A 22,018-nucleotide genomic window follows, 5' to 3' on the forward strand; every position below is an offset into this window, starting at 1 on the left:
CCTCCCTTAACAGCTTCCCCGGCAGCATTTTCTCTGACGAAAAGCCACAGTGACTTCTTAGACCATCAATTGCTTCACCCGGCAGGCGAAGCTCCCTGCCAAAGATCCGGCATTGCCGCTTGTTTGGCGGCAGTTAAAACTTAGATTGCACCGGCTACGCTGGGGGAGTAGCCGCTGAGGCCCCCCATTTGCGGGCGTCCGACAGAATGGTATTCAAAGCCCGTTCCCTCGATCTGCTCTTTGGAGTAGACGTTGCGTCCGTCGATCAGCACCTGGCGGCGCATGCTCTCCGCAAGCTTGTGCAGATCGATGTCCTTGAACACGCTCCAGTCGGTCAGCAGGCAGACCGCGTCGCTGCCTTCCGCGGCTTCTTCCGGCAGGCCGCACCAGCGCAGCTGCGGATGATCGTATTGCTGTCTGAAGTTCTCCGCAGCAATCGGATCATACAGCTTCACTGTTGCGCCTTCGGCCACCAGGCTCTCAACAATTTCACGGGCCGGGGCTTCGCGGACATCGTCGGTGTTCGGCTTAAAGGCCAGGCCCCAGATGCCGATTACTGCACCGCGCAGGCTGCCAAGCGATTCATGCAGCTTCGAGATGATCATGAAACGCTGGTCTTTGTTCACCTCGACCACCGATTTCAGCAGCTTGAACTCGTAGTCCACATTGCCTGCAATTTGAATCAGCGCATTGGTGTCTTTCGGGAAACAGGAGCCTCCATAACCGATACCGGCCTGCAGGAAGGTTGAGCCGATCCGCCGGTCCATTCCCATGCCTTCTGCTACCTCGGTTACATCAGCTCCCACTTTTTCGCAAATATTGGCGATCTCGTTAATGAAGGAGATCTTCGTTGCCAGAAAAGCATTCGACGCATATTTGATCATTTCTGCACTGCGGATATCTGTTACGAACACATTTTCCGTGAAGCCCTGGTGAAGCTGGCGCATTGCAGGCTCAAGCTCCGGGTTATCCAGTCCGATAACAATCCTGTCCGGATGGAGTGTGTCCTGAATCGCCGAGCCTTCACGCAGGAATTCAGGAGCGGAGACGATATCGAAGGGATGATTGGTGTGGGAGGCGATAATTTTGCGGATTTTTTCATTTGTACCCACAGGAACGGTTGACTTGGTCATAACGATTTTGTAGCCTTCCATCGCCTGGGCGATTTCCGTAGCTGCACCCTCAATATATCTCAGATCTGCTTCACCGCCCGGAAGGGAAGGCGTCCCTACCGCGAGAATGACGATATCAGACCGGCGCACCGATTCGTGAAGATCCGAGGAGAAGGATAATCTGCCTTCCCGCAAATTCATTTCAATCAGTGCTTCAATACCTGGCTCATAGATAGGAGATTCCATCTGGCTGAGCTTTTTGATCTTCTCCTCATCCTTATCCACGCAAATTACATGATTACCATTCAGTGTAAAACATACGCCAGAGACAAGACCGACATAGCCGGTACCGATTACTGCCAGTTTCATACAATCATCCTCCTTTTAGAAAATTGACGTAGGCCTGTTCCACATATTGCTTGAACTGAACCATAAACGCCTGTTCATCGAATTTACGCGCATGGCCCATGATCTGCCCAATGTCCCACGCATAGGACTCCACTTCATAAATGGCCTTAAGTAAATCATCAACTTCCTGACGCTGGAAGAATACACCGTTGACATAAGGAACGATGGTATCCAGCGCCCCTCCGGCCTGATAGGCAATAACCGGTCTTCCTGCAGCATTGGCCTCAAGCGGTGTGATGCCGAAATCCTCTTCACCGGGAAAAATAAACGCCCGGCACTTCGACATCAGCCCCGTCACCTCCGCATCCTCCAGCCGGCCCAGAAATGATACATTGTCTTTGGCCATGCCTTCCAGACGCTTGCGGTCAGGGCCGTCGCCGACGATGAACAGCTTCAGCCCGTTGCGGTTGAAGGCTTCCACCGCCAGGTCAATCCTTTTGTAAGAGACCAGCCGGGACACGATCAGATAGTAATCGCCTATAGAAGACGAACTGCTGAAGCGTGCGGTGTTGATCGGCGGAAAAATCACATCCGCATCCCGGTGATAGTAATTCTGAATCCGTGTTTTGACCACGGAGGAGTTGGCGACAAACTGGTTTACATTTTTGGAAGTCCGCTGGTCCCAATTCTTCAGCCGCTGCATGTAGACCTTGAGCAGCCTTTTGAACAATCCGGAATTGCTTTGCCGCTCCATGTAAGTGTCATAGTCCCAGGCAAACCGCATCGGGGTATGACAGTAGCAAAGATGAAACGTGGACTCGGGCACCTGTATGCTTTTCATGAAAGCACTGCTGGAACTCAGGACGATGTCATACCCGCGAAAGTCCAAATCACGGATGGCCATGGGATAAAGCGGCAGCACCCCTTTAAAGTTGGTCTTCACTCCCGGGATTTTTTGCAGCCAGGAGGCCCGGATATCCGCATCTTTGAGGTTTTCGGTCAGCCGGCTTCCGTTAAATACCGTCGTGAAGATTGGAGCATCCGGATACATGTGGTGGAATACCTCCACTACTCTTTCCGCCCCGCCCATTTGGATTAAGTAATCGTGCGCTATCGCAATTTTCATGTGAATCATCCTCAAAGTTTTATGGAGCAGCATCATCAAGTAGTGAACGTATGGATGTATTGGTTCCTGATTGGGCTTGAAGCTTTTGGCTTACCTGCGGTCAAGTCGCCGCGAGCAGCCCTTTATAGTAATCAACAATATCCTTGACCGTATTTTCGATGACAAAATGCTCTTTCACCCGCTTCATTCCACTGTCCGCCATCCGTCTTCGGTCTTCAGGATGGTTCAGCATCCAGGTGATAGAGTCTGCAAGTACGACTGGGTCCCCAGGCTGGATCAGCAGTCCCGTTACACCGGGAACCACAATCTCTACCGGTCCGCCTTCATTGGAGGCAATCACCGGCAGTCCAGCCGCCATGCCTTCGACAATCACCTGGCCGAACGGTTCAGGCGTTATCGAGGTATGAATCAGCAAATCAGCTTTGCTCATAAGGCCTTGTATATCTTCCACATGACCCAGCAGGCTGACATTGGTCAGCTTATCCTGCTGCATCTTCTGAATTAATTCGTTTTTGTATGCCTCTTCTCCGAACAGGGCATCCCCGGCCAGCCAGAACTTCACGCGGCTGTCGTTCTTAAAAGCCTTGGCAGCTTCCAGCACAATATGTTGGCCTTTCCACTGCGCCAGCCGGCCTACCAGCAGGACGTTGAAGTCTTTCTGCTGCTCCCGTTTGCCGATTCCTTCACCAATCGCTTTGGCAAAAGCGGAGTACACGACCAGCGTTTTCTTGGTACGGGGCAGCTCCAGCGCATTCAGCGTGGAATGCGAATTCGCAATGACACCGTTCGGCAGCAGGCGTGACAGCAGCCGGATCGCCTTGGCGACAACCGGCTTGAGGTAAGGGGCACCGATGTGATCCCGGATATGCCAGATTAGCGGCACCCCTGCTTTTTTGGCGGCAACGGCTCCGTAGAATGCCGATTTCAGGGAGTTGGTATGCACACAATCCACTTTCTCCTGCTTGAGAATAGGAGCCAGCTTGCGGCCGTAAGCCAGCAGTCCCAGCGCAGCAGCCGGAGCACCCAGGTTGACGGCATTCCGGCCGCGGTTGCGGATGCTCTCATCCAGCGGGATGACACGGACATCAATGCCTTTCTCCCGGAGGCGTTCGGCCAATGCGCCTTCCTCGGCGAGGATCACAAGCGGCTCGATCTGATTGCCGATGTTGGTAAGAATGTTGAACAAGGCTACCTCTCCGCCGCTCCATTTGGCGGTGTGATCGATATAAGCAACTTTTAGCATCCTGCTGCCACACCCTTTCCCAAAGTTTCAAGGAATACGGATTCCACTTGGTCGCCTACATGCTGCCAGGTGTATTTCTCAAGCACATGATTTCGGCATTCATCCCGGCCCGGCAGCAGCTTGCGGTTGCTCAGCATGTGGATCATGCCTTCCGCCATGTCGTCGCTGGTTGAGCCTTTGAACAGCAGCTCCGGCCGGAAGCCCTGCAGAATTTCCTTGTTGCCGCCCACCGGCGTTGCCATCACCGGAAGCCCGGAGGAAAGCGCCTCAACCGTGATCAATCCGAATCCCTCCAGCGCCTGGGAAGGGACTACGAACATGTCCGCTGCCTGATAGTAGGACGCCAGCTCATGATCTGGAATGTAGCCCAGCAGCCTTACTTTGTTGGCGAGTCCATAATCGGAGATTTTTTCTTCCAGCTCTCCGCGCAGCGGCCCTTTGCCGCCGATCAGCAGAATCGCATTCGGGAACCGCTCGGACACCTGCTTCCAGGCTTCCAGCAGCTGCAGCAGCCCCATCCGGTTCATCAGCCGTCTTACGGTCAGCACCGTGGTGGCTCCCTCCGGAAGATTCAGCGTCCGCCGGATTGCCAGCCGGTTAGCGGCGGGCACGAACCGTTCCACATTCGCCGCCCCCGGAATAACGGTGATCTTGTGCAGCGGCACCCCGTGCAGGCTGTGCAGCATGTCGCGGAAATATTCGCTGAGCACGATGAATTTATCCGCAAGCTTGTAAGCTTTATGTTCAATGGATTTGGCAATCGTTGTTTTGACCCGGTGCTTGATGCCCTGGCCTTCGATCTTCATCTCTTCATTCCATGGGCCATGGAAGGTCATCACCACCGGAATTCCGCGTTTCTTGGCCTCAATCGCCGGGCCGATTCCGTATGGCGCAAAGTGGGAATAGAGAATATCGATCCGGCCGCTGCCGTTCCCCATCAGGTCCGCCGCCTTGCGCTGGAACGCATCCTTGCGCTTCCAGATCGTCTGCTTCGGGTCTCCCGCGTTATGGATAATCAGCTCTTTGGGAGTGGATGGCGTTTCCTGACTGCAGATCAGCGCATGCACTTTGTTGCGTGAAGAGAGCTGCTCACACACGGATTTGAAATAAGTATTAAGTCCGCCTGGCTGTAAAGAGGGCCAGCTAAGGCCGGTCGTCATAATGTTCAAACCGTCACTGTACGGCATAGCTTCTCTCCCCTTTTTTCTCTTTTTCCGCCTGGCCCAGTGCGTTGTGCCGGGCCAGTCTGCCGGAGCTGTTCAATTCGTAATGCTTGAAGCCGACCATGAATTCATACATCACCCAGAAAATGGATACCGCAAACCCTGAGATGCCTTTCTTGAACAGGCCATGCAGGAAATACTTCTGTAAGAAACGAGCCGGCGGGCGAAGCAGTAAGTGGCTGATCTTAAAGGGCTTGCCGCTGGCAAAGGCAGCCTGCGCTTCGAGATCGGTATATTTGTTGAAGCGGGCGACATGGTCATTGATGCTGCGGAATCCCTGATGCCAGAGTACCCCGTTCAATTTGACCGTTTTTTCCTCCGATACCTCAGGCATTTCGTGCACCAGGCTGTTGCGGATGCCGTATTCCTTGCGGTTATAGAGGCGCACCAGGTACTCCCCTTTGTCCAGCCATCTGCCCAGGAAATCACCGATCCGGTACAGCGAAAAGGCTACCGCCCTGTCTGTAAGCCCCGGCTTGCGGTCCAGAATGTCCTGCGCCAGCTCCTCGCTGACCACTTCGTCGGTATCAATCAGGAAGACCCAATCATGGACGGCGCGTTCCACTCCGAATTCCCTTTGCTTCGCATATCCCGGCCAGGGGTTGACGAACACCCGGCAGTCCAAACTTTCGGCGAGTTGCACCGTCCCGTCTTTGCTCCCCCCGTCGATTACAACCACCTCATCGGCGAACAACCGGCAGGACTGAATTGCTTTGGATATTCGAACTTCGTCATCCTGAGCAATGATGACAGCCGATATCGGGTAACTGCCCGGGCCGCCAAGCACGCTTTTCACTGAATCCATGAAGGTATCCTCCTTTTTCAGTCCAGTGTTTGTCGTCAATTCGGGAAATGTTTGGGCTTCCGATCGCTGTTGTCTTCTGATTTCTTTATTTCAGGCCGCACTCGCGGTTGAAATCAGAAGACAAAGGCGAACGCTAACGCTTCTACAGCTCCAAACTTTCCCTACTTTCCTCTCACACTGTCCTTTTTTCTTTTAAGCAAAACGTAGCTCACAGGTTACACTGTTCGCTGCCAAGCTTAGGTATCCATAGGTTTTTTGCGGATATAAGAATTCATCGTTGTCTTCATCCACTGAATGTCATCCCCGTTAATCAGCAGGCGGGGCAGTTTGACCTTCAGGTTGTATCTGATGTTAAGAATAATGAACAGGAAGCGGAGCACCGCCGAAGACAGCATTGCCACCCCTGCTCCGAACAAACCGAACTTCGGCACCAGCAGGAACAGCAGCGGGATCACCAGGATCAGTCCGACGCCCTGCAGGATCGATACAAACTTCGGCTTGCCGAGAGCCATGAACACCTGGGCCAGTATCAAGGTGCCACCGCTGATGGTCACTTCGAGCAGCAGCAGGCGGAACACCGTCAATGCAGTGTTGAAGTCCTTGCCGTACAGCAGCGGAATCACGAAGGGCGCTACCAGCATCAGGAACAGCGAGCCCAGCAGGGTACAGGTTGTGCTGATCCGGAAGGCTTTGAAGGTAAGGGCAATGGCCTGATCCTTGGACAGCTCAGAGGCTTTCGGAAAAAGCACTACGGTGATCGAGTTCGAGAAGAAGTTGACCATCCGCGAGAGACTGACCGCTACCGCATACAGCCCCAGATCGGCTGGCCGCAGCAGACCGGCGATAATGATCTGGTCGATATAGTAAGAGAACTGCCCGAGCAAGTCATTTCCGTATGAGCCGAGTCCGTAAGTGAACAGTCTTTTGAAATTCAGGTAAGCGTTATTCATCTTCACCCTGTAGGTGCGGAGCAGTGTAATCGTCATCCAGATGAAGATTGGAACGGACGGCACCAGGTACGCCAAGGCGGTTGTAAAAGGATTGATCGAGCGGGTCAGAATCAGAATTCCGATGGCCGCCAGCGTCAGCAGCGGAAGCAGATACCGCAGCCAATTGAACGTCTTGTAGTCGCCTCTGAACTGAAAAGCCGCATTGTTGATCTGTGATACCACAATCAGCGGACACAGGATCATCGAACACTGCGCGAACAGTACGACATTCGGGCTGAATGAATTCAGCCAGTAGGGAAGGACCACAATCCCGACAATCATAGCCAAGGTTCCAAATGCCAGAGCAATTAGCAGGGCCATCCGGTAGAGCACGCCTGCCTCTTCCGGATTCTTTTTGGCATTGTAGATCAGGGCCGAAGGAATACCGAAGCTCATGCTGAACGCCAGAAATTGTGACCAGTTCACCATAGCTGTCTGCTCCCCGCGTCCTGTAGGACCCAGGTAACGTGCGGTCAGCACACCCGTCAGCATATTAACCAATAGGATCAGCACGCTGACGAACATCGTCTTCACTGCGGCAGAACTGTTGTCTTTACTCTTGGTAAACCGCCGAAGCGAAGACCAGACTGTATTAGTGGGAAGTGATTTCGCGTTCAATGGCTGCATGTGGTGTTCCCTTCTTTCTGCTCTCAATAATCTCTTTGGCACCGAGGCCCAGGCCAATCAGCATCCAGACCAGGTAGCCTTTGAGCCCGGGAAATCCGTTGTCCGATACCAGGCTGATCACTGCCCCCATCCATGCTGCCAGCGACAGCCGGGCATAGGGCTGAAGGCTGTCTCTGCTGGTGACTCTGACTACAATCTGTTTAATTACAGCGCCAAGGGCGCCGAAGAAGAACAAAGCGCCCAGGACTCCGAAGGTAAGCAGCAGGGCGATAACACCGTTATCCATGTTTCCGTATTCGCCAAGCTCCCCGCCGTTGCCGATCTTTGTCCCCTGGCCGACACTGCCTATCCCTTGCCCGACCGGATTTGCAGCTACCATCGGCAGCATGTTCTGCCACAGGCTCAGGCGTTCATTATAGGAATGGTCTTCCTGAACGGAGGTCAGTGTCTCCATACGGGCGACCAATCCCTCTGCACCCGGCAGCTTAGGGACGATCCAGAACAGTGCGGCAGCGACAAATACCAGCTGGAGCAGCGCCTTCCATTTCCCCTTGGACGGGGAGGAAGCGATGTATACGAGCAGCATCACCAGCATCACCAGCCAGGCTGAACGGACCAGTGTGGTCAGCAGGCAGATGACAACGAGCATGACCCCAATCCAGCGAAGTGTTCCCTGCCATCTTTTCTCCAGAATCATCGGTACCAGAGCGAATACCAGGAAGGTTGCCGCAGGCCCGGGAGAATTCAGTGTAGAGAAAACCCGGATTTCCAAAGGATACGGTGTGCCAATGGACATCATGTCGGCATTCTTCATCCAGAAGGCATCCCATGGAGGTACGGTTAAATACTGGATAATCCCATAAATGGATACCAGAACTGCGATATTGGCAAAAGCATACAGCAGCCGGTCAATATCCTTCGGTCTAAAACGCGTTACCGCAAAGAACGGAATCAGCAGCAGGGGTACGATGTAGTTCGCCAGGTCGTACACAGAGCCAATGCCGTTCTTCGCGAGCCCTATCAGCGCCCCGTAAGCCAGTGCGACCGAGAAGAGCAGGATGATCCGGGTGGAGGATTTGCGGATGCGGTGAATCTCCTTCAGCACCGGAATGGCCAGGGTAGCCCCCGTCAGCAGCGGCGCCAGACTTAGCAGGGATACGGAATGGTAGACCCCTTCCGACCAATCGGCGATGCGCCGCAGCTCCGGAGCTACAGCCCAGACCAGCAGGGTGTAGGCAATCAGCGCCTTCGGCTTCAGCAGAGCCAGCAGGAAGGCCGGAAACAAAATGCCCGCCAGGATAACTCCCTGAAGACTGTTGGATGAACTGAGCTTCGCGCTGGCAAAACCGATTATCAGCGGAAGGCCCAGACAGATGCCGCAGACCAGCAGCAGCGTTCCTGCTGACTTCATGGATGGAAGACTCACATTCATTCCCGCCTGCCTCCCTTTACTTTATCCCGTTTGCGGAGCTCCTTGAGCAGCAGGACCAGGAATTGGGCGTCATCGACCAGATATCTTTTCCAGAGGCGGCCCGGCTCCTGGCTGAGCCGCCAGAACCATTCCAGGCCTGTTTTCTGCATGAAATTCGGCGCCCTTTTCACCGAGCCTGACAAAAAGTCAAAGGTGGCTCCCACACCAATCGAGATTGGCGCCCGGTACGAGTTGTAATGCCGGTAAATCCACTTCTCCTGCTTCGGCGCTCCCACGCCTACGAACACAATATCCGGCTGACTTTCCGTCAGCATTTTGATAATACGCTGGTTCTCTTCATCGTTGTGCTCAAAGCCGTAGGAAGGAGAATAGCAGCCGACAATATTCATTCCGGGATAAGCCGCTTTAAGATTCTTGGTAGCCTGTTCCGGCACGCCTTGCGCAGAGCCCAGAAAGAACAGCCGGTACTTTCTTTGCTCAAAGGCATTGCCGAGACGGCTGAACAGATCTGCGCCCGACACCTTTTGCTTCAGCGGCTTACCCAGCATTTTCGAAGCCCAGATCAGCGGCATTCCGTCTGCCACTACAGCACCCGCCTGGGAATACACGGTCTGGAACTCTTTGTCCTTGCGGAGCTTGATGACATGATCGACGTTGCAGGTCAGGATGTACGATTGCGACCGTTCCTGAATCGTTTTATCAATATAATCAAGCAGGTCCATGAAATCATAGTTATCGAAATTGACATCGAACATGTTCACTTGGTTCATCGTATCACTTCTTTTTGTGGGGAATCGGTTGGCTGTGAAGATCGATACAGGCAGTTCAGGTACCAACAGAACGGAATGATCGATTGGACCGTCGACAGCGTGTTGTCGGAAAACGAATAAATCATAAACCCTGCTATAAAGAGCAGATAATACGGTTTGACCGGCGGTGCCAAAGCTCTGTACACCAGAATAAACACAGCCAATAATGAAATCAGCAGCAGGATGGCTCCGATATACCCTCCATCAAAGTAAAAGCGGATATACTCGTTGTGGGGAACCACGAACCCTTTGTAAAGTGTCCCGTCATTCGCCACTGTCACTGCTCCAAGTCCTCTGCCCGACCACGGAGAATCCGCCGCCTTGTTCAGGAAGTACTCCCAGGCTTCTGCCCGGCCTGACAAGTCTACTGCCGTATCCGTTGTGCGTTCGAAGGAACGCTTCTTAATATTGTCGAGCTGCAGGTATACCGCCGAGAAGATCAGAATAACCGAGCACAGGAGCGGAATCAGATATTGTGTTCTGCCCTTCAAGTATTGCCGTGAAATATCGTAAAAGTAGTACAGGACCATTAACAGCAGTGCCAATATCGGCCCCCGTGTCCCTGTTCCAATGAGAATCAGGAAGTTCAGTGCCAGCATGGTATAGAAAAAACGGATATGCTGCGTACTGCGCTTGATCTCAATGAATGCAATTCCCACGCCCATGAAGGCCAGCATCGCCAGATGCGCCGGGATATTCGCTCCCTGAACCCGTACAGCGCCGGTGAATTCCACATCGAGAAAAGAGTGGAGATGCACCACCTGCAGCACGATTCCGGCCAGCACGCTTACCAGAGGAAGCATAGTGATAATGCGGATCTGCCGCTCGGCAACTTCCTTCTTCCAGTTAATCAGAAGAAAAACGAACGGAAGGGACAATCCGATAAACGCCTTGACCGCAATGGAGCCGCTCATTTCTGGCAGCCAAATCGAAGAGCCGAAGGTGATGAACAGCAGTCCCACCATGGCCCAAAGCGGCTGGCTAAGGCGGAATTTCAAGCCATTCACCAGAATGCAGGGCACCAGCAGCATCAGGATCACCAGCTTGTAGAGCGATAGAATCTCAACGCCGAACATACTGCCGGGATACAGAAAGTTAATAGAAATCGCCGTCGTCAGCAGAACGAAATAGCTGATGAGTTCAGGACGCGAGATAGAGACAACCAGCAGCATAATCAGAAGCACGATTGCTACCGCTATTACCGGCTGGTAGATGACCGCCGCTCCAAGGAACAGCGCGGACATGAGGTAGAGCATTCCGTATGGCAAAACGTTCATTTTGGAGCCCCACTCAAAATTCATCATTGTCTCCCTCACCCCGCTGCGGATTCCCTCTTCCGATTCCAGATCATATGAAGAGTTCCGCGAATACTCTCCAGCCGGCATTTGTTCAGAAGTCTTCTTCCCTGGCTCCGGGAGAGGATCGAGTCACCCGCAATATACATGATCTTGGCGGCCGTCTTTCCCAGCAGGAGCAGATTATCCTTCACACCTTCGCTTTTCATCGCGTTGGATATGCCTTGGCTGTAATATCTTTTCATAATCCAATCCTCCGTCAACCGGTTGGCCGGTACGAAATGATCGACGGCCATCTGCGGATGATAGAGAATGGAATGTCCTTGACTTTCAATCTGATTAAACAGCCAGGTTTCTTCACCGGAGAGAAGCGAATCACCTTTTCTTCCAAGCTCCAGCGGAAACAGGCTGATATCAAAGGCCACCTTGCGCATCGCCATATTGGCGCCGCAGGGATGAAGCCGTTTCGGATATTCTTTGATGCGGTTGCCCAGATCCACGATGGTATACGGCAGTTCGAACGGCTTGATCAGCCAATCCGGACGCCTGCTTTCGAAGATCGGAGCGATCTTGCCGCCCATGGCCATGACCTCGGGCTTTTGTTCAAAGGTACTTACAATGGTTGTTATCCAATTCCGGCAAGGAATCGCGTCATCATCCAGAAAAGCGATGAGCGGCGATTTGGAAGCCAGAATCCCTGTATTCCGGGCCGCCGACAACCCTTGCACCGGCTCCAGAATGTAACGGATATCCATATTTGCACCTTCAGTCTCTATAAACCGCTTGACCACTGCCGCCGTATCATCCTTGGAGCTGTTATCCACCATAATGACCTCGGCCTGATCCAGATTCTCCAGCGGCAAAAGCGACTGAAGCGTCTTAAGCAGCAAAGCTGACCTGTTGTAGGTGCAGATGATTATGGAAATCTTAGGAACGTCTCCGTTTACAAGCATCGGCATTCACCCAATTTCCATTTTTTTAATACGCATCTTTGGAGCCAAGCAGCATGAGTCCGGTTTTAGCGATGATTTTGAGATCCAGCATCGTGCTGCGGATAGAAATGTAGGTCAGATCGAGCTGAACCATTTCGTCAAACCCGACGCTGTTTCTTGCATTCACCTGCCAATAGCCGGTGCAGCCTGGTGTAACCATAAGCCGTTGTTTGTCATAATCCGTGTATTGCGCAACCTCTTCCACGAGTGGAGGGCGCGGGCCGACCAGGCTCATATGCCCTAGCAGCACATTCCAGAGCTGAGGCAATTCGTCAATGCTGGTCTTGCGCAGAAATCTGCCGATACGTGTGATGCGGGGATCGTTCTTAATCTTGAACATCGCGCCGCTGACCTCATTGTAGGCCATCAGGTTTGCCTTCAGCTCCTCGGCATTGGAGACCATGGATCTGAATTTATACATGGGAAACAGCTTCTCGTCCTTGCCAACCCGGTTCTGACGAAAGAACACTTTTCCTTTCGGATCTTCCAGCTTGATCAGGATTGCCACCACGATGAACAGCGGCAGCAGTACGAGAAGGCCAAGAGCGGAGAAAAAAATGTCGATAATCCGCTTCATCACCAGATAGGAATCCATTTCTTTGCTTCCTTCTTTGGCATGTAGCATGTAAAGTTTCGGCAGGACGGCCTCATAGTCTTCCGGCAGTTTTTGCATGCTCATCTCTCCTCATTCCTCCTATATGTTGTGTAAGCCTGGGTGCTTACTGACTCTCCACAGTCCAAAACCCGTCTCGAAAGTCTAAACTTGGTTTTCAACTATTCAGAGTTTGTCCTGCCTTGCTGAGCCAATCTGCCATTGCATCCATTACCGGATACCGCAAATCCTCGCTTTGCAGTGCAAATTCAAGTGTAGTCAAAATATATCCCAGCCGTTCGCCGACATCGTATCTTGTACCGTCAAAGTTATAAGCGTACACGCGCTCGCTTTGGTTCAGCTTCTGAATGGCATCGGTAAGCTGAATTTCGCCGCCTGCGCCCTTTTCCTGAAGATCCAGGTACTTAAAGATCTTTGGAGTAAATACATAACGTCCCATGATCGCCAGATTGGAAGGAGCTGTGCCTTTCGCCGGTTTTTCGACAAAATTATTAACCCGGTACAGCCGTCCGTCCTGCAGGTCAGGTTCAATAATTCCGTAACGGTTGGTGAACTCATCGGGAATTTCCTGCACGCCGATTACCGAATTCTGTGTTTCCTCGTATTGGTCAATCAGCTGTTTCAGGCAGGGAACCTTGCCGGTTACGATGTCATCCCCGAGCATTACACCAAAGGGCTCGTCTCCGATAAAACGTCTGGCGCACCATACCGCATGGCCGAGGCCTTTGGGTTCCTTTTGCCGGATGTAGTGAATTTCCACCTTCGAGGAACGCTGAACTTCTTTCAGCAGCTCCAGCTTACCGTCTTCCAGCAATCTGGATTCCAGCTCAAAAGCGTTGTCGAAGTGATCCTCGATCGCCCGTTTACCCTTACCTGTAACAATAATGATATCCTCGATGCCGGAAGCGATCGCTTCTTCCACGATGTACTGAATAGTGGGCTTGTTGATGATCGGCAGCATTTCCTTAGGCATTGCTTTCGTGGCAGGAAGGAAGCGCGTTCCTAGTCCTGCTGCAGGGATAATTACCTTCTTTACTTTTTTCATCGCACTTACCTCCTAAGAGTTTTGTAAGCATATGCCTCATCCGAATATTCTTCGTACAAAACTTGCTTCGGAAGCATACACCAGGTTTTGTAAGTATTGGCTCCACTCGTTTTCTCTTTAGAACAAAACCCGCTGGAAATACTATCTGGTCTGATTCATAGCAATTCCGAGGATCTTGACGCCTGTCTGCTCCATTAGGCCCTTCAGCTTTTTGAGCGACTCGCGTTTCGTCTTGCCGTGTCTGGCAACGATGATTAATCCGTCTGACAATGGAGCCAGGATGCGTGCATCGCTGTATTCCACCGCCTGCGGCGCATCCAGCAGGATCAGATCGAAGCTTGACTTCAGCTCCTCCAGCAGAGCGGCCATCTTGTCGCTTCCGAGCAGATCCGGCGGGCTGACGCTGGTAATCCCGGCCGGAATGACCGCCAGGTTGGCCAGATTGCCGTATACGGCGATATCCTTGACCTCTTCCCTGCCTCCGAGGTATGCGGCAAGGCCGTGGCTGCCTTCTACCTCAAACACGCTGTGCAGACCCGGATGTCTAAGGTTGCAGTCTACTACAGCCACCTTCTTGCCATCCTGGACAAAAGATACTGCAAGGTTCGACAGAATCGTCGTTTTGCCTTCCCCGCCTTCTGCGGAGGTAAACAGGAGCACCTGCCCTCCACTGCCCTTCAGCAGCCCCAGCTGCCTGATGTAAGTACGCAGTGAGCGGAAGGATTCAGAGATATGCGAGGAAGGATTCAGGTCCGCGATCAGACTTTTATTCGGCCGTAACATAAGCGCCCTCCCCTACTCTTGCATTGGCATTTGCCGACTTGCCTAAGTCCCGTTTGCGGATCGCAGGAATGCTGGCGATTACCGGCAGTCCAAGATCGAACTCGGCTTCCTTCTCTGTCCGGAGTGTACCGTTCAAGGTTTCCAGCAGCAGGATGATCCCGATCGCAGCCATCAGCGAAACTACAAAGCTGATGATCAGGTTCATTGTCGAACCGCTGTTGACAGGACCAGGAGCATCTGCCGGATCAGCCGGCGTCAGGAACGTTACATTGTCCAGATTCATCAGCGCCGGCAAGCTGCGGATGAACGTCTGCGAAACCGCGTTTACTATCGTAGCCGCTTTAGTGTAGCTCTCGTCCTGCACGCTCAGGTTGATGACCTGGCTTTTCTCCGAAGATTTAATCTGCAGCTTCCCGGCCAATGCCTGTTCTGTCAGATTGAATTCCGGATGTTCTGCTACTACACTCTTCATAATCGTTGGCGACTTCAAAATTTCCTTATAGCTCTCGATGAGGTTGAGACTGAAGTTCAGATTATTAAGGTTGTTGCTCTCGGGGACATTCGCGGCGTTGTTGACGAGCAGCTGTCCGGAGGCTGAGTAGACAGGCACGACGAAGTTCTTGCTGACATAGAAGGTGGTGGCGCAGGAGATTAATACAAATACTACGATTAACCATAACCTCTTCTTAATCAGGTTAATGTAATCCAAAATCGTCTTTTCCACAGTAACCCTCCTTCCGCATTCATTACATTCTGAAAGCAATCATGAAAGTTTCAGATATCTTGCTTTTATTCTATCAATCTCTACGGATCACCACATGGGTCATACCTTCACTTTAATCTTCACTTTCGAGTGAGGGAGGCTACCTCTGAAGTGTAGGTGTATGGTATACTTTAGTACCAGATGTCCGGAAAATCCTGACAGCGTGTGGCAATATTCGCTACATTCTCAGGGTTTTCGGCAGTCCAGCCTGTTCAGATTTTGTTCAGATCAGCCTGCTACCTTGGGTCGTAATCCATAATGCCGGGCATGCCGCGCCCCCAAATGGGAACAAGCAGAAACGGCTTCACCGTCCTTCACTGCTTCAACAAGATAAAGCCCCTTCCTCCCGCATCTCTTCTATCCTTTGAAGCTTCCAAGAGATCCACACGGTTTGGTATTGCATAATTTCCTGTACAACAAAAAAACACGGACATCAATGTCCGTGTTCCTCACATATTTGATAATTAATGGAAATCAATCGTATGACATTTCGTATTTCGTGAGCCCTACTGCATTGGCATAGAGTGCAGCCTGTGTACGGTCAGCCACCTGGAGCTTCGCCAGAATCTGGCTTACATGCTTCTTCACCGTGAATTCACTGATGAACAGCCGCGAGGCGATTTCGCGGTTGCTGGCCCCCTGCCCAAGCTCGATCAGCACTTCCTTTTCTTTCGGAGTCAATTCGTCGGTTGGACTGTTGCCGCTCATCCGCATCTTGTCTTCCATCAAGCCAGGGTCATAATACTTTCGGCCTTTATGAACGAGTTGAATGGCAAACAGCAGTTCTTCCGGCAGCGCCTCTTTCAGCACATAACCATCAACCAGCACTTCTTCTGCCTTCAAAAAATCCTCCCGGCTCGCCGAAGAGGTCAGCAGGATAAACTTGCTGATGAGTCCGCGCGAACGCGCTGCTTTGATTACATCCAGACCTGATTCATCGGCCAGCTTAAGATCAATAAGCACAAGATCAGGCTGCGTCTCTTCAATGATCAGAAGCGCTTCTTGGCCATTCGTTGCTTCGCCGGCAAAATGCAGATTGGACTGCATGGAAATGACCGCCGCGAGTCCTCTCCTAACCAATGGGTGATCATCAACGATGACGATTTTCACTAGAACGACCTCCTGCCTAAAGTTTATGCATTTTTTAGTTCAGCCACGCCGACAGGTATCGAAATCAAAATTCTGGTACCTGCATTCTCACTGCTGGACAACTGGAAGTCACCGCCTAAAGACTGTGCCAAATATTGCATATTCTTCATGCCTAGTCCGCCGGTGTTATCCTCGGATTCGGTCCAGAGCAGATCAGTATCGAAACCGACACCATCATCGACTATCGAAAGTCTGATCCATTTCGGCTTAAGTGACAGTTCGACATCCACCCGGCTGGCCGCACCATGTCGAATGGCATTGCCTGTCGCTTCGGATATAATCCGGAAGAGCGCCTTGTGGTAAGGATAAGGGAGACTGAAATCATCCCCCGTTATTTTTAACTCAATTTCTACGTCGTTCAGCCTGGACAAGCTTTTCAAATGTGATCTGACCATACCCAGCCATGTCGGGCCGCCGCTCTTTTTGGAGCTGAGGCTGTAGATGGTAATGCGCAATTCCTTAGCTACCTTGGTGGCTGAATCATGAATCAGCTCAATCTGCTCCTCCAGCTCGGATTCGGACATCTTCCGCCATGTCTGCTTAAGCGAATGCGTCGCATAGACAATACCGAACAGGCTCTGCGATACACTGTCGTGCATCTCGTCAGCAATCCGGTTCTGTTCGTTCGTGATAATCAGCCGGTTCTCAATCACACCAAGTTCATGGCGTTCCAGGATAATCGCGCTCAGCTCCGAGAGAAACATCAGCTGCTGGATATACCACCTGCGTCCTTCCAGGCCTTCCGATGCTTCCAGCTTCACGCCGATCATACCGACAAACCGCGTACTCATTCTTACAGGCATGAGCAGAAAGTCTCCAAGTCCGGGGAGGCTCTTGAACACCGGTTCACGCTGCAACCGCCATTCATGCTCATGTTTCTCCAGCTCTGCAAAAAGAAACCGTTCCTCCTCCTGATGCCAGCCGGTCTGCCGGCTCTGCGGTGCGGGCTCGCCGCTCTTTTGGGCGAACCAGAACAACGCTTTGTCCAGCTTGGTAAGCTTCACCACATAATCCGTAATAACCTGGCCGATGTTCATGAAATCATGCTGGCTTGAGGTTTCCACAATGTGATAGAGCGACTTAATATGCTCCATGGTTTCGTTCGTCCGTGCATTGGCCGCTTCCCGCTGCCGCTTGATCCGATTAACCATCTGCATAACTATAACCGTAAGTACCATGACTAGAAACAGGTTGCCATTGTCAAGCACGGCTTCGGCGAAAGTTTTTCCGGAAGAGTTCAAGAAAAAATAACAAAATACGGAAATAACACCAAAATAGCTGAATAGCAAGCTCCAGCTGAAATAAATAGGCAAGGAACCTGCCGCGATGAGGACAGGATTCAGGACATACAATTTAAAAGAACTGTCATACCCGCCAGTAAACAATGTGAGTACAACGAGCCCCGCCATCTCAATGCTTACGGTAAGCATAAGAATACGCGGCCATTTACGCAACCTCCGGTAATAAATCGTGAATACTTGTGCAAATAAGAATAACACCATGATTAATAGGGATTTATAAAAGACGGAAGGCCCCGTATGGTCCAAGAGGTACATCAGCGATGTGAGGGACAAAGATATGTTTCTGTAAATGGTTATTACTTTGTCTTCCGCGGTTGCTTTGATATTCATCCCACCACCCTATTCTCCAGTTTGTGGAAAATGCGAGCTTATTCTAAGCTTTGTTTAAAAGCATCATACATGAGAAAAATCACAATAACAAGTTCCCCTTTTAATTGATAACGTTTACAAATGATGATTGTTGCATAATTTCCAGCTTTTTTTTCAAAAGTTTCTTGGAAAAACCCCATATTTTCAAATGATAGCGAATTCACAAAAAGTCCACATATTTAGACGCACAAGAAGCAGCCTGTCAGCGACTACGGACAGGCTGCTTCGGCAGCAATAATCTATGGTTGTCATAAAGTCATACCGGTCATCCGCAGGTCTAATCGGCCACCGTCGGCAGAGTTTTAGGTAACTTGGATGAATTACAAATACAAATCTGATAGCGTTGATCGCCAACGATATGATACCCGGTGGACAAAATACGTACAGAATGGTTTTGTGTATCCACCTTATGGAGACTGCGGCAACTGATGCAGTAATATTCTCTCATGGCTTCATCTCCGGCATAGTCTATAAGAACTATCGTGAATCTGCTAATATTACCTAAATAATAACATTCCATTTTTGACCATGTCAATAAAAAACCACAAATTCCGACATGATTTCGTCATTTTAGGTAGAAATATGTCGCTTGCTATATGCTGTTACGGCAAATTAACGGAGATACCCCCATATATTTCTTGAATAATCTTGAAAAATAAAAACTATCAGCATAATGCAGCATTCCGGCTATCGCCTTAACCTGCAGCGAAGTATTGAGCAGCAGATGCTTCGCTTCCGCCATTTTGAGCCGGTGGATATATTCATGCAGCGGGTAACCGCTGCTGCGCCGTACAAGACGGCGCAGCGTGGACATCGAAATATGGTGTTTGGCTGCAATCGCCGATAGATCGGGCGTTCCGTAAATGCATGCATTCAACTCTTCACGGATTAGCGGGAAGAGATCAGGCAGCCGGGTGCGGCAGCGACCCTCAGTAATCAGGGAACACTCCAGCAGAAGCCCTTCCAGCATCGCTGCCGCCCGGTCGGCATCCGCCGGGGCACCGCCTTCCATCAGCGCCAGCACCTGTTCGAATACAGATGCCAGCTCCTGAGAGGCCTGGGCATCAAATACAGTCCCCCCCTCCAGGAGTCCCGACTCCACCCATTCAGCCACACGGGTTCCATTGAAGTTGATATAGTATTCATCCCAGCTGCACCCCGGAGCAGGTCCAAAGCTGTAGCTGCAGCCCGGGCGGAAGAAAAACAGGCTTCCGGCGCGCACCTGCTGAACCCTGCCGCCGTTCTCCATGTATGTGCCGTTCCCGGATATGATATAGACTAGGGCCCAATGTTCGAATACAACATTAGACCGGAACCATATTCTTCCCGGCAGATGACCCGCCTGACCTATCCGGATCGCCTTCAGCCTAAGCCTGGAGGACTCTACCTTGGGATCAATAATCCGTACAGGATACGGACTGATCATATAATCCATGACCTCGGACATGATGTGCATTCCTCCCCTTGTTCAGGAGTGATATGGTTAATCTGAAGATGATCATATTCTACATGAACAAGAGGTGTCCACGCTATGTCTGAAAACCATCATTTGCAGCTGTTTCCGGGGCCAAAGGTCTTGGAATGTTCTGACGGCCGGTTCCATCTTCCCGCACAAGGAAGCATCGTTCTTGCAGGAGAAGCGGACCGTGCCGCTCTTCCTGCTGCGCGCAGGCTCCAGCTCACCCTGTCTCAGGTCCTTCAATTGAACCTATCCCTGTCTGTAGGCACACGCCCATCCGTCCGTTCCGTCTACCACTTTAGTTATAGTCCACTGCTGCCTGCCCAGGGCTATGAAATCCATGTGGATGAGAGCGGAATCGCTGTAAACTACGGTTCTCCCGAGGGGGCCTACTATGCGGCTGCCACTCTGAAACAAATACTGCAGCAATGCGGCAGGAACCTTCCGTTTCTGCATATCAGCGACCAGCCGGACTTCGCGGCCAGGGGACTGATGATCGACATCAGCCGCAATAAAATCCCCAAGCTCGAAACCCTGTACCGGATCGTTGATTTCATGGCTGATCTGAAGCTGAACCAGCTGCAATTATATATAGAAGGTTCTCCCTTTGCCTATGAATCCTTTCCCCAGGTCTGGGAGCTTGAAACCCCAATAACCGGGGAGGAAATTCTGCAGCTTGACGCCTACTGCCAGGAACGATATATCGGGCTTGTTCCGAACCAAAACAGCTTCGGGCACATGGAGGGATGGCTGACCCGTCCTGAGTTCAATGATCTCGCTGAGATTCCAGAAGGCTTTATGCTCCCTGAGGATATGTACGACAGCGAAATGTATCCGGAAGGATTGTTCATGCACCCGGGAACCTTCCATACCGAAAACCCTGAAGTGCTGCAGCTGCTCGCCGCCATGTACGATGACCTTCTTCCCTACTTCACGTCAAAATATTTTAATGTAGGCTGTGACGAAACCTATGAGCTGGGGCTTGGCAAAAGCAAAGCTGCGGCAGACGCCGCCGGCAAAGGCCAGCTGTATTTGTCTTTTCTGCAGAAAATTCATGGGCTGGTCCTGGAGCGAGGTAAAACCATGCAGTTCTGGGGCGACATTATTATTCAGCATCCTGAGCTCATTCCCCAGCTCCCCAAAGATATCGTTGCCATGGAATGGGGCTACAGCGCAGCCCATCCGTTCGAAGCCGATACACTAAAATTCCGCGAAGCGGGAATTCCTTTTTATGTCTGTCCGGGAACCAGTTCCTGGAACTCCCTTACGGGCCGCACCGACAACATGATGGCCAATCTGCGCAGTGCCGCAATCCACGGCAAAAATAACGGTGCCATCGGCTATCTGATTACCGACTGGGGCGATTTCGGCCATTGGCAGCACCTGCCTGTCAGCTATGCCGGATTCGCCTACGGTGCAGCGGTCGCCTGGAATGTGGAGAACAATCTGGAGGCAGATGTGGCCGGGTACCTGAACACAGCCGTCTTCCATGACCGTGCGGGCAAAATCGGACAGCTGCTGCTGGACCTCGGCAACTACTACAGGCTGGAGTCCGGCAGCATCCGTCCGAATGATACGGAAATGTCCATGCTGCTGCGCACCCCTCTGCAGCAGACGCAGCTTGTCGGCAAGCTTACGGTTGAGCATTTCGATCATCTGGAGCAGTATTTGGCGGAGATCGGAACCCGGCTTGAACAGCTGGAGCTGGAATGCGCCGATGCCGGACTTGTTGCAGCAGAGCTCCGGAATGGCATTCATTTTGTTAAGCATGCTGTGCAGCTGGCCCGGATCAAAAAGCAGTTGGCGGACGGACCCGGCACACTTCAGCCTGAGCTGATCCACCGCCAGATTAAAGACCTGGACATTCTGCTCCATCATTACCGCCAGCTGTGGATTCAGCGCAACCGGACCGGCGGCTTGGAACAGAGCGTCTCGAAGCTGGTCCGGCTGCGCGCCGAGTACACCCGGCTGGCAGCAGAGCTGACTGGTTCAGCGGCGTTATAGCACCAGGTATTTATGGCATTTAAGGCAGCCGCTCCGCAGGTTACTCTGCGGAGCGGCTGCCTTTTAATATTCAACGGTATATCTGCCGTTGTTTCACTTCGCGGCCTCCGGCGACACCCCAACAACAGTATATCTGCCGTTGTTCCATTTCGTTTCCTCCAGCGGTTGTGCTCTAATAACAGCTTTTCGGTTAGGCCCCCTATTTCCGAAGCCTGCTCTGTCAAAAGTCAAGTTTCTTGTAGAACTCCGCTTACTTCAACAGTGTTCCGCAAACTGGCTAATTGGACAATTGTGAAGTATAAGTACCTCTCATTTCTCCCCAAACTGGCCAATCGGACAATTGTGAGGTATAAGTACCTCTCATTTCTCTCCAAACTGGCTAATCGGGAAAGTGTGAGGTATAAGTACCTTTCATTTCTCCGCAAACTGGCCAATCGGACAAATCTGAGGTATAAGTACCTTTCATTTCTCCCCAAACTGGCCAATCGTGCAAATGTGAGGTATAAGTACCTCTCATTTCTCCCCAAACTG

The 22,018-nt window shown here is 51.7% G+C and carries 19 protein-coding genes; 1 reads left to right on the forward strand and 18 read right to left on the reverse strand.

The features are described from left to right. Positions 1–140 precede the first annotated feature (140 nt). The 18 genes from BLQ82_RS20140 to BLQ82_RS20220 form a co-directional block, all read right to left on the reverse strand. The gene (locus BLQ82_RS20140) at positions 141–1,481 is read right to left on the reverse strand and encodes a UDP-glucose dehydrogenase family protein (RefSeq protein ID WP_062523454.1); all 1,341 of its coding nucleotides are present in this window, start codon (positions 1,479–1,481) and stop codon (positions 141–143) included. A 4-nt stretch (positions 1,482–1,485) separates the two neighbouring features. Next, complete coding sequence (locus BLQ82_RS20145; protein ID WP_062523453.1) at positions 1,486–2,586, reverse strand: glycosyltransferase; 1,101 nt, start codon at positions 2,584–2,586, stop codon at positions 1,486–1,488. A 100-nt stretch (positions 2,587–2,686) separates the two neighbouring features. Then, entirely contained in the window at positions 2,687–3,829 is a 1,143-nt protein-coding gene (locus tag BLQ82_RS20150) for a glycosyltransferase family 4 protein (RefSeq protein ID WP_062523452.1), read from the reverse strand. After that, on the reverse strand, positions 3,823–5,016 hold the full coding sequence (locus BLQ82_RS20155; protein ID WP_062523451.1) for a glycosyltransferase family 4 protein: 1,194 nt from the start codon (positions 5,014–5,016) through the stop codon (positions 3,823–3,825). The genes BLQ82_RS20150 and BLQ82_RS20155 overlap by 7 nt, the downstream gene beginning before the upstream one ends. Continuing rightward, positions 5,003–5,857, reverse strand: coding sequence for a glycosyltransferase family 2 protein (locus BLQ82_RS20160; RefSeq protein WP_062523450.1), 855 nt, complete (start codon positions 5,855–5,857; stop codon positions 5,003–5,005). Before BLQ82_RS20160 ends, BLQ82_RS20155 begins: the two co-directional genes overlap by 14 nt. Before the next feature lie 236 nt (positions 5,858–6,093). Continuing rightward, the gene (locus BLQ82_RS20165) at positions 6,094–7,473 is read right to left on the reverse strand and encodes an oligosaccharide flippase family protein (protein WP_062523449.1); all 1,380 of its coding nucleotides are present in this window, start codon (positions 7,471–7,473) and stop codon (positions 6,094–6,096) included. Next, the gene (locus BLQ82_RS20170; protein ID WP_062523448.1) at positions 7,439–8,905 is read right to left on the reverse strand and encodes an O-antigen ligase family protein; all 1,467 of its coding nucleotides are present in this window, start codon (positions 8,903–8,905) and stop codon (positions 7,439–7,441) included. Before BLQ82_RS20170 ends, BLQ82_RS20165 begins: the two co-directional genes overlap by 35 nt. Next, positions 8,902–9,675 (reverse strand): WecB/TagA/CpsF family glycosyltransferase, encoded by a 774-nt coding sequence (locus tag BLQ82_RS20175; protein ID WP_062523447.1) that lies wholly within the window; start codon positions 9,673–9,675, stop codon positions 8,902–8,904. The genes BLQ82_RS20170 and BLQ82_RS20175 overlap by 4 nt, the downstream gene beginning before the upstream one ends. Further along, positions 9,672–11,018 (reverse strand): O-antigen ligase family protein, encoded by a 1,347-nt coding sequence (locus tag BLQ82_RS20180; protein ID WP_062523446.1) that lies wholly within the window; start codon positions 11,016–11,018, stop codon positions 9,672–9,674. The genes BLQ82_RS20175 and BLQ82_RS20180 overlap by 4 nt, the downstream gene beginning before the upstream one ends. An 8-nt stretch (positions 11,019–11,026) precedes the next feature. Then, positions 11,027–11,968, reverse strand: coding sequence for a glycosyltransferase (locus BLQ82_RS20185; RefSeq protein ID WP_244280886.1), 942 nt, complete (start codon positions 11,966–11,968; stop codon positions 11,027–11,029). A gap of 19 nt (positions 11,969–11,987) precedes the next feature. After that, a complete protein-coding gene (locus BLQ82_RS20190) occupies positions 11,988–12,680 on the reverse strand; it encodes a sugar transferase (protein ID WP_020426699.1) in 693 nt (230 codons plus the stop codon). A 91-nt stretch (positions 12,681–12,771) separates the two neighbouring features. Then, positions 12,772–13,659, reverse strand: a complete 888-nt coding sequence (gene galU, locus BLQ82_RS20195) for a UTP--glucose-1-phosphate uridylyltransferase GalU (protein WP_062523445.1) — start codon at positions 13,657–13,659, stop codon at positions 12,772–12,774. A gap of 141 nt (positions 13,660–13,800) precedes the next feature. Further along, a complete protein-coding gene (locus BLQ82_RS20200) occupies positions 13,801–14,442 on the reverse strand; it encodes a CpsD/CapB family tyrosine-protein kinase (protein ID WP_062523444.1) in 642 nt (213 codons plus the stop codon). Beyond that, on the reverse strand, positions 14,426–15,166 hold the full coding sequence (locus tag BLQ82_RS20205) for a YveK family protein (RefSeq protein ID WP_062523443.1): 741 nt from the start codon (positions 15,164–15,166) through the stop codon (positions 14,426–14,428). The genes BLQ82_RS20200 and BLQ82_RS20205 overlap by 17 nt, the downstream gene beginning before the upstream one ends. A 513-nt stretch (positions 15,167–15,679) precedes the next feature. Continuing rightward, complete coding sequence (locus BLQ82_RS20210) at positions 15,680–16,315, reverse strand: response regulator (protein WP_062523442.1); 636 nt, start codon at positions 16,313–16,315, stop codon at positions 15,680–15,682. 23 nt (positions 16,316–16,338) lie between these two features. Beyond that, positions 16,339–17,808: a sensor histidine kinase gene (locus tag BLQ82_RS20215; protein ID WP_244280888.1), complete on the reverse strand. Its 1,470-nt coding sequence runs from the start codon at positions 17,806–17,808 to the stop codon at positions 16,339–16,341. 215 nt (positions 17,809–18,023) lie between these two features. Continuing rightward, complete coding sequence (locus BLQ82_RS32105; RefSeq protein ID WP_157243804.1) at positions 18,024–18,188, reverse strand: hypothetical protein; 165 nt, start codon at positions 18,186–18,188, stop codon at positions 18,024–18,026. Positions 18,189–18,616: 428 nt separating this feature from the next. Beyond that, positions 18,617–19,471, reverse strand: a complete 855-nt coding sequence (locus BLQ82_RS20220; protein WP_062523440.1) for an AraC family transcriptional regulator — start codon at positions 19,469–19,471, stop codon at positions 18,617–18,619. 84 nt (positions 19,472–19,555) lie between these two features. Between BLQ82_RS20220 and BLQ82_RS20225 the strand changes: the two genes are divergently transcribed. After that, on the forward strand, positions 19,556–21,487 hold the full coding sequence (locus tag BLQ82_RS20225; RefSeq protein WP_062523439.1) for a beta-N-acetylhexosaminidase: 1,932 nt from the start codon (positions 19,556–19,558) through the stop codon (positions 21,485–21,487). Positions 21,488–22,018 lie beyond the last annotated feature (531 nt).

This window comes from Paenibacillus jilunlii (genome assembly GCF_900102965.1).
In the GTDB taxonomy this organism is placed as follows: Bacteria; Bacillota; Bacilli; order Paenibacillales; family Paenibacillaceae; genus Paenibacillus_AQ; species Paenibacillus_AQ jilunlii.

Excerpts from the sequence above, each read along its gene's own strand:
- BLQ82_RS20155 (WP_062523451.1), bottom strand. The coding sequence starts at position 5,016 with ATGCCGTACAGTGACGGTTTGAACATTATGACGACCGGCCTTAGCTGG.
- BLQ82_RS20150 (WP_062523452.1), bottom strand. The coding sequence starts at position 3,829 with ATGCTAAAAGTTGCTTATATCGATCACACCGCCAAATGGAGCGGCGGA.
- BLQ82_RS20225 (WP_062523439.1), top strand. The coding sequence starts at position 19,556 with ATGTCTGAAAACCATCATTTGCAGCTGTTTCCGGGGCCAAAGGTCTTG.
- BLQ82_RS20140 (WP_062523454.1), bottom strand. The coding sequence starts at position 1,481 with ATGAAACTGGCAGTAATCGGTACCGGCTATGTCGGTCTTGTCTCTGGC.
- BLQ82_RS20200 (WP_062523444.1), bottom strand. The coding sequence starts at position 14,442 with ATGTTACGGCCGAATAAAAGTCTGATCGCGGACCTGAATCCTTCCTCG.
- BLQ82_RS20180 (WP_062523446.1), bottom strand. The coding sequence starts at position 11,018 with ATGATGAATTTTGAGTGGGGCTCCAAAATGAACGTTTTGCCATACGGA.
- BLQ82_RS20145 (WP_062523453.1), bottom strand. The coding sequence starts at position 2,586 with ATGAAAATTGCGATAGCGCACGATTACTTAATCCAAATGGGCGGGGCG.
- BLQ82_RS20170 (WP_062523448.1), bottom strand. The coding sequence starts at position 8,905 with ATGAATGTGAGTCTTCCATCCATGAAGTCAGCAGGAACGCTGCTGCTG.
- BLQ82_RS20220 (WP_062523440.1), bottom strand. The coding sequence starts at position 19,471 with ATGTCCGAGGTCATGGATTATATGATCAGTCCGTATCCTGTACGGATT.
- BLQ82_RS20185 (WP_244280886.1), bottom strand. The coding sequence starts at position 11,968 with ATGCCGATGCTTGTAAACGGAGACGTTCCTAAGATTTCCATAATCATC.
- BLQ82_RS20190 (WP_020426699.1), bottom strand. The coding sequence starts at position 12,680 with ATGAGCATGCAAAAACTGCCGGAAGACTATGAGGCCGTCCTGCCGAAA.
- BLQ82_RS20175 (WP_062523447.1), bottom strand. The coding sequence starts at position 9,675 with ATGAACCAAGTGAACATGTTCGATGTCAATTTCGATAACTATGATTTC.
- BLQ82_RS20165 (WP_062523449.1), bottom strand. The coding sequence starts at position 7,473 with ATGCAGCCATTGAACGCGAAATCACTTCCCACTAATACAGTCTGGTCT.
- galU (WP_062523445.1), bottom strand. The coding sequence starts at position 13,659 with ATGAAAAAAGTAAAGAAGGTAATTATCCCTGCAGCAGGACTAGGAACG.
- BLQ82_RS20160 (WP_062523450.1), bottom strand. The coding sequence starts at position 5,857 with ATGGATTCAGTGAAAAGCGTGCTTGGCGGCCCGGGCAGTTACCCGATA.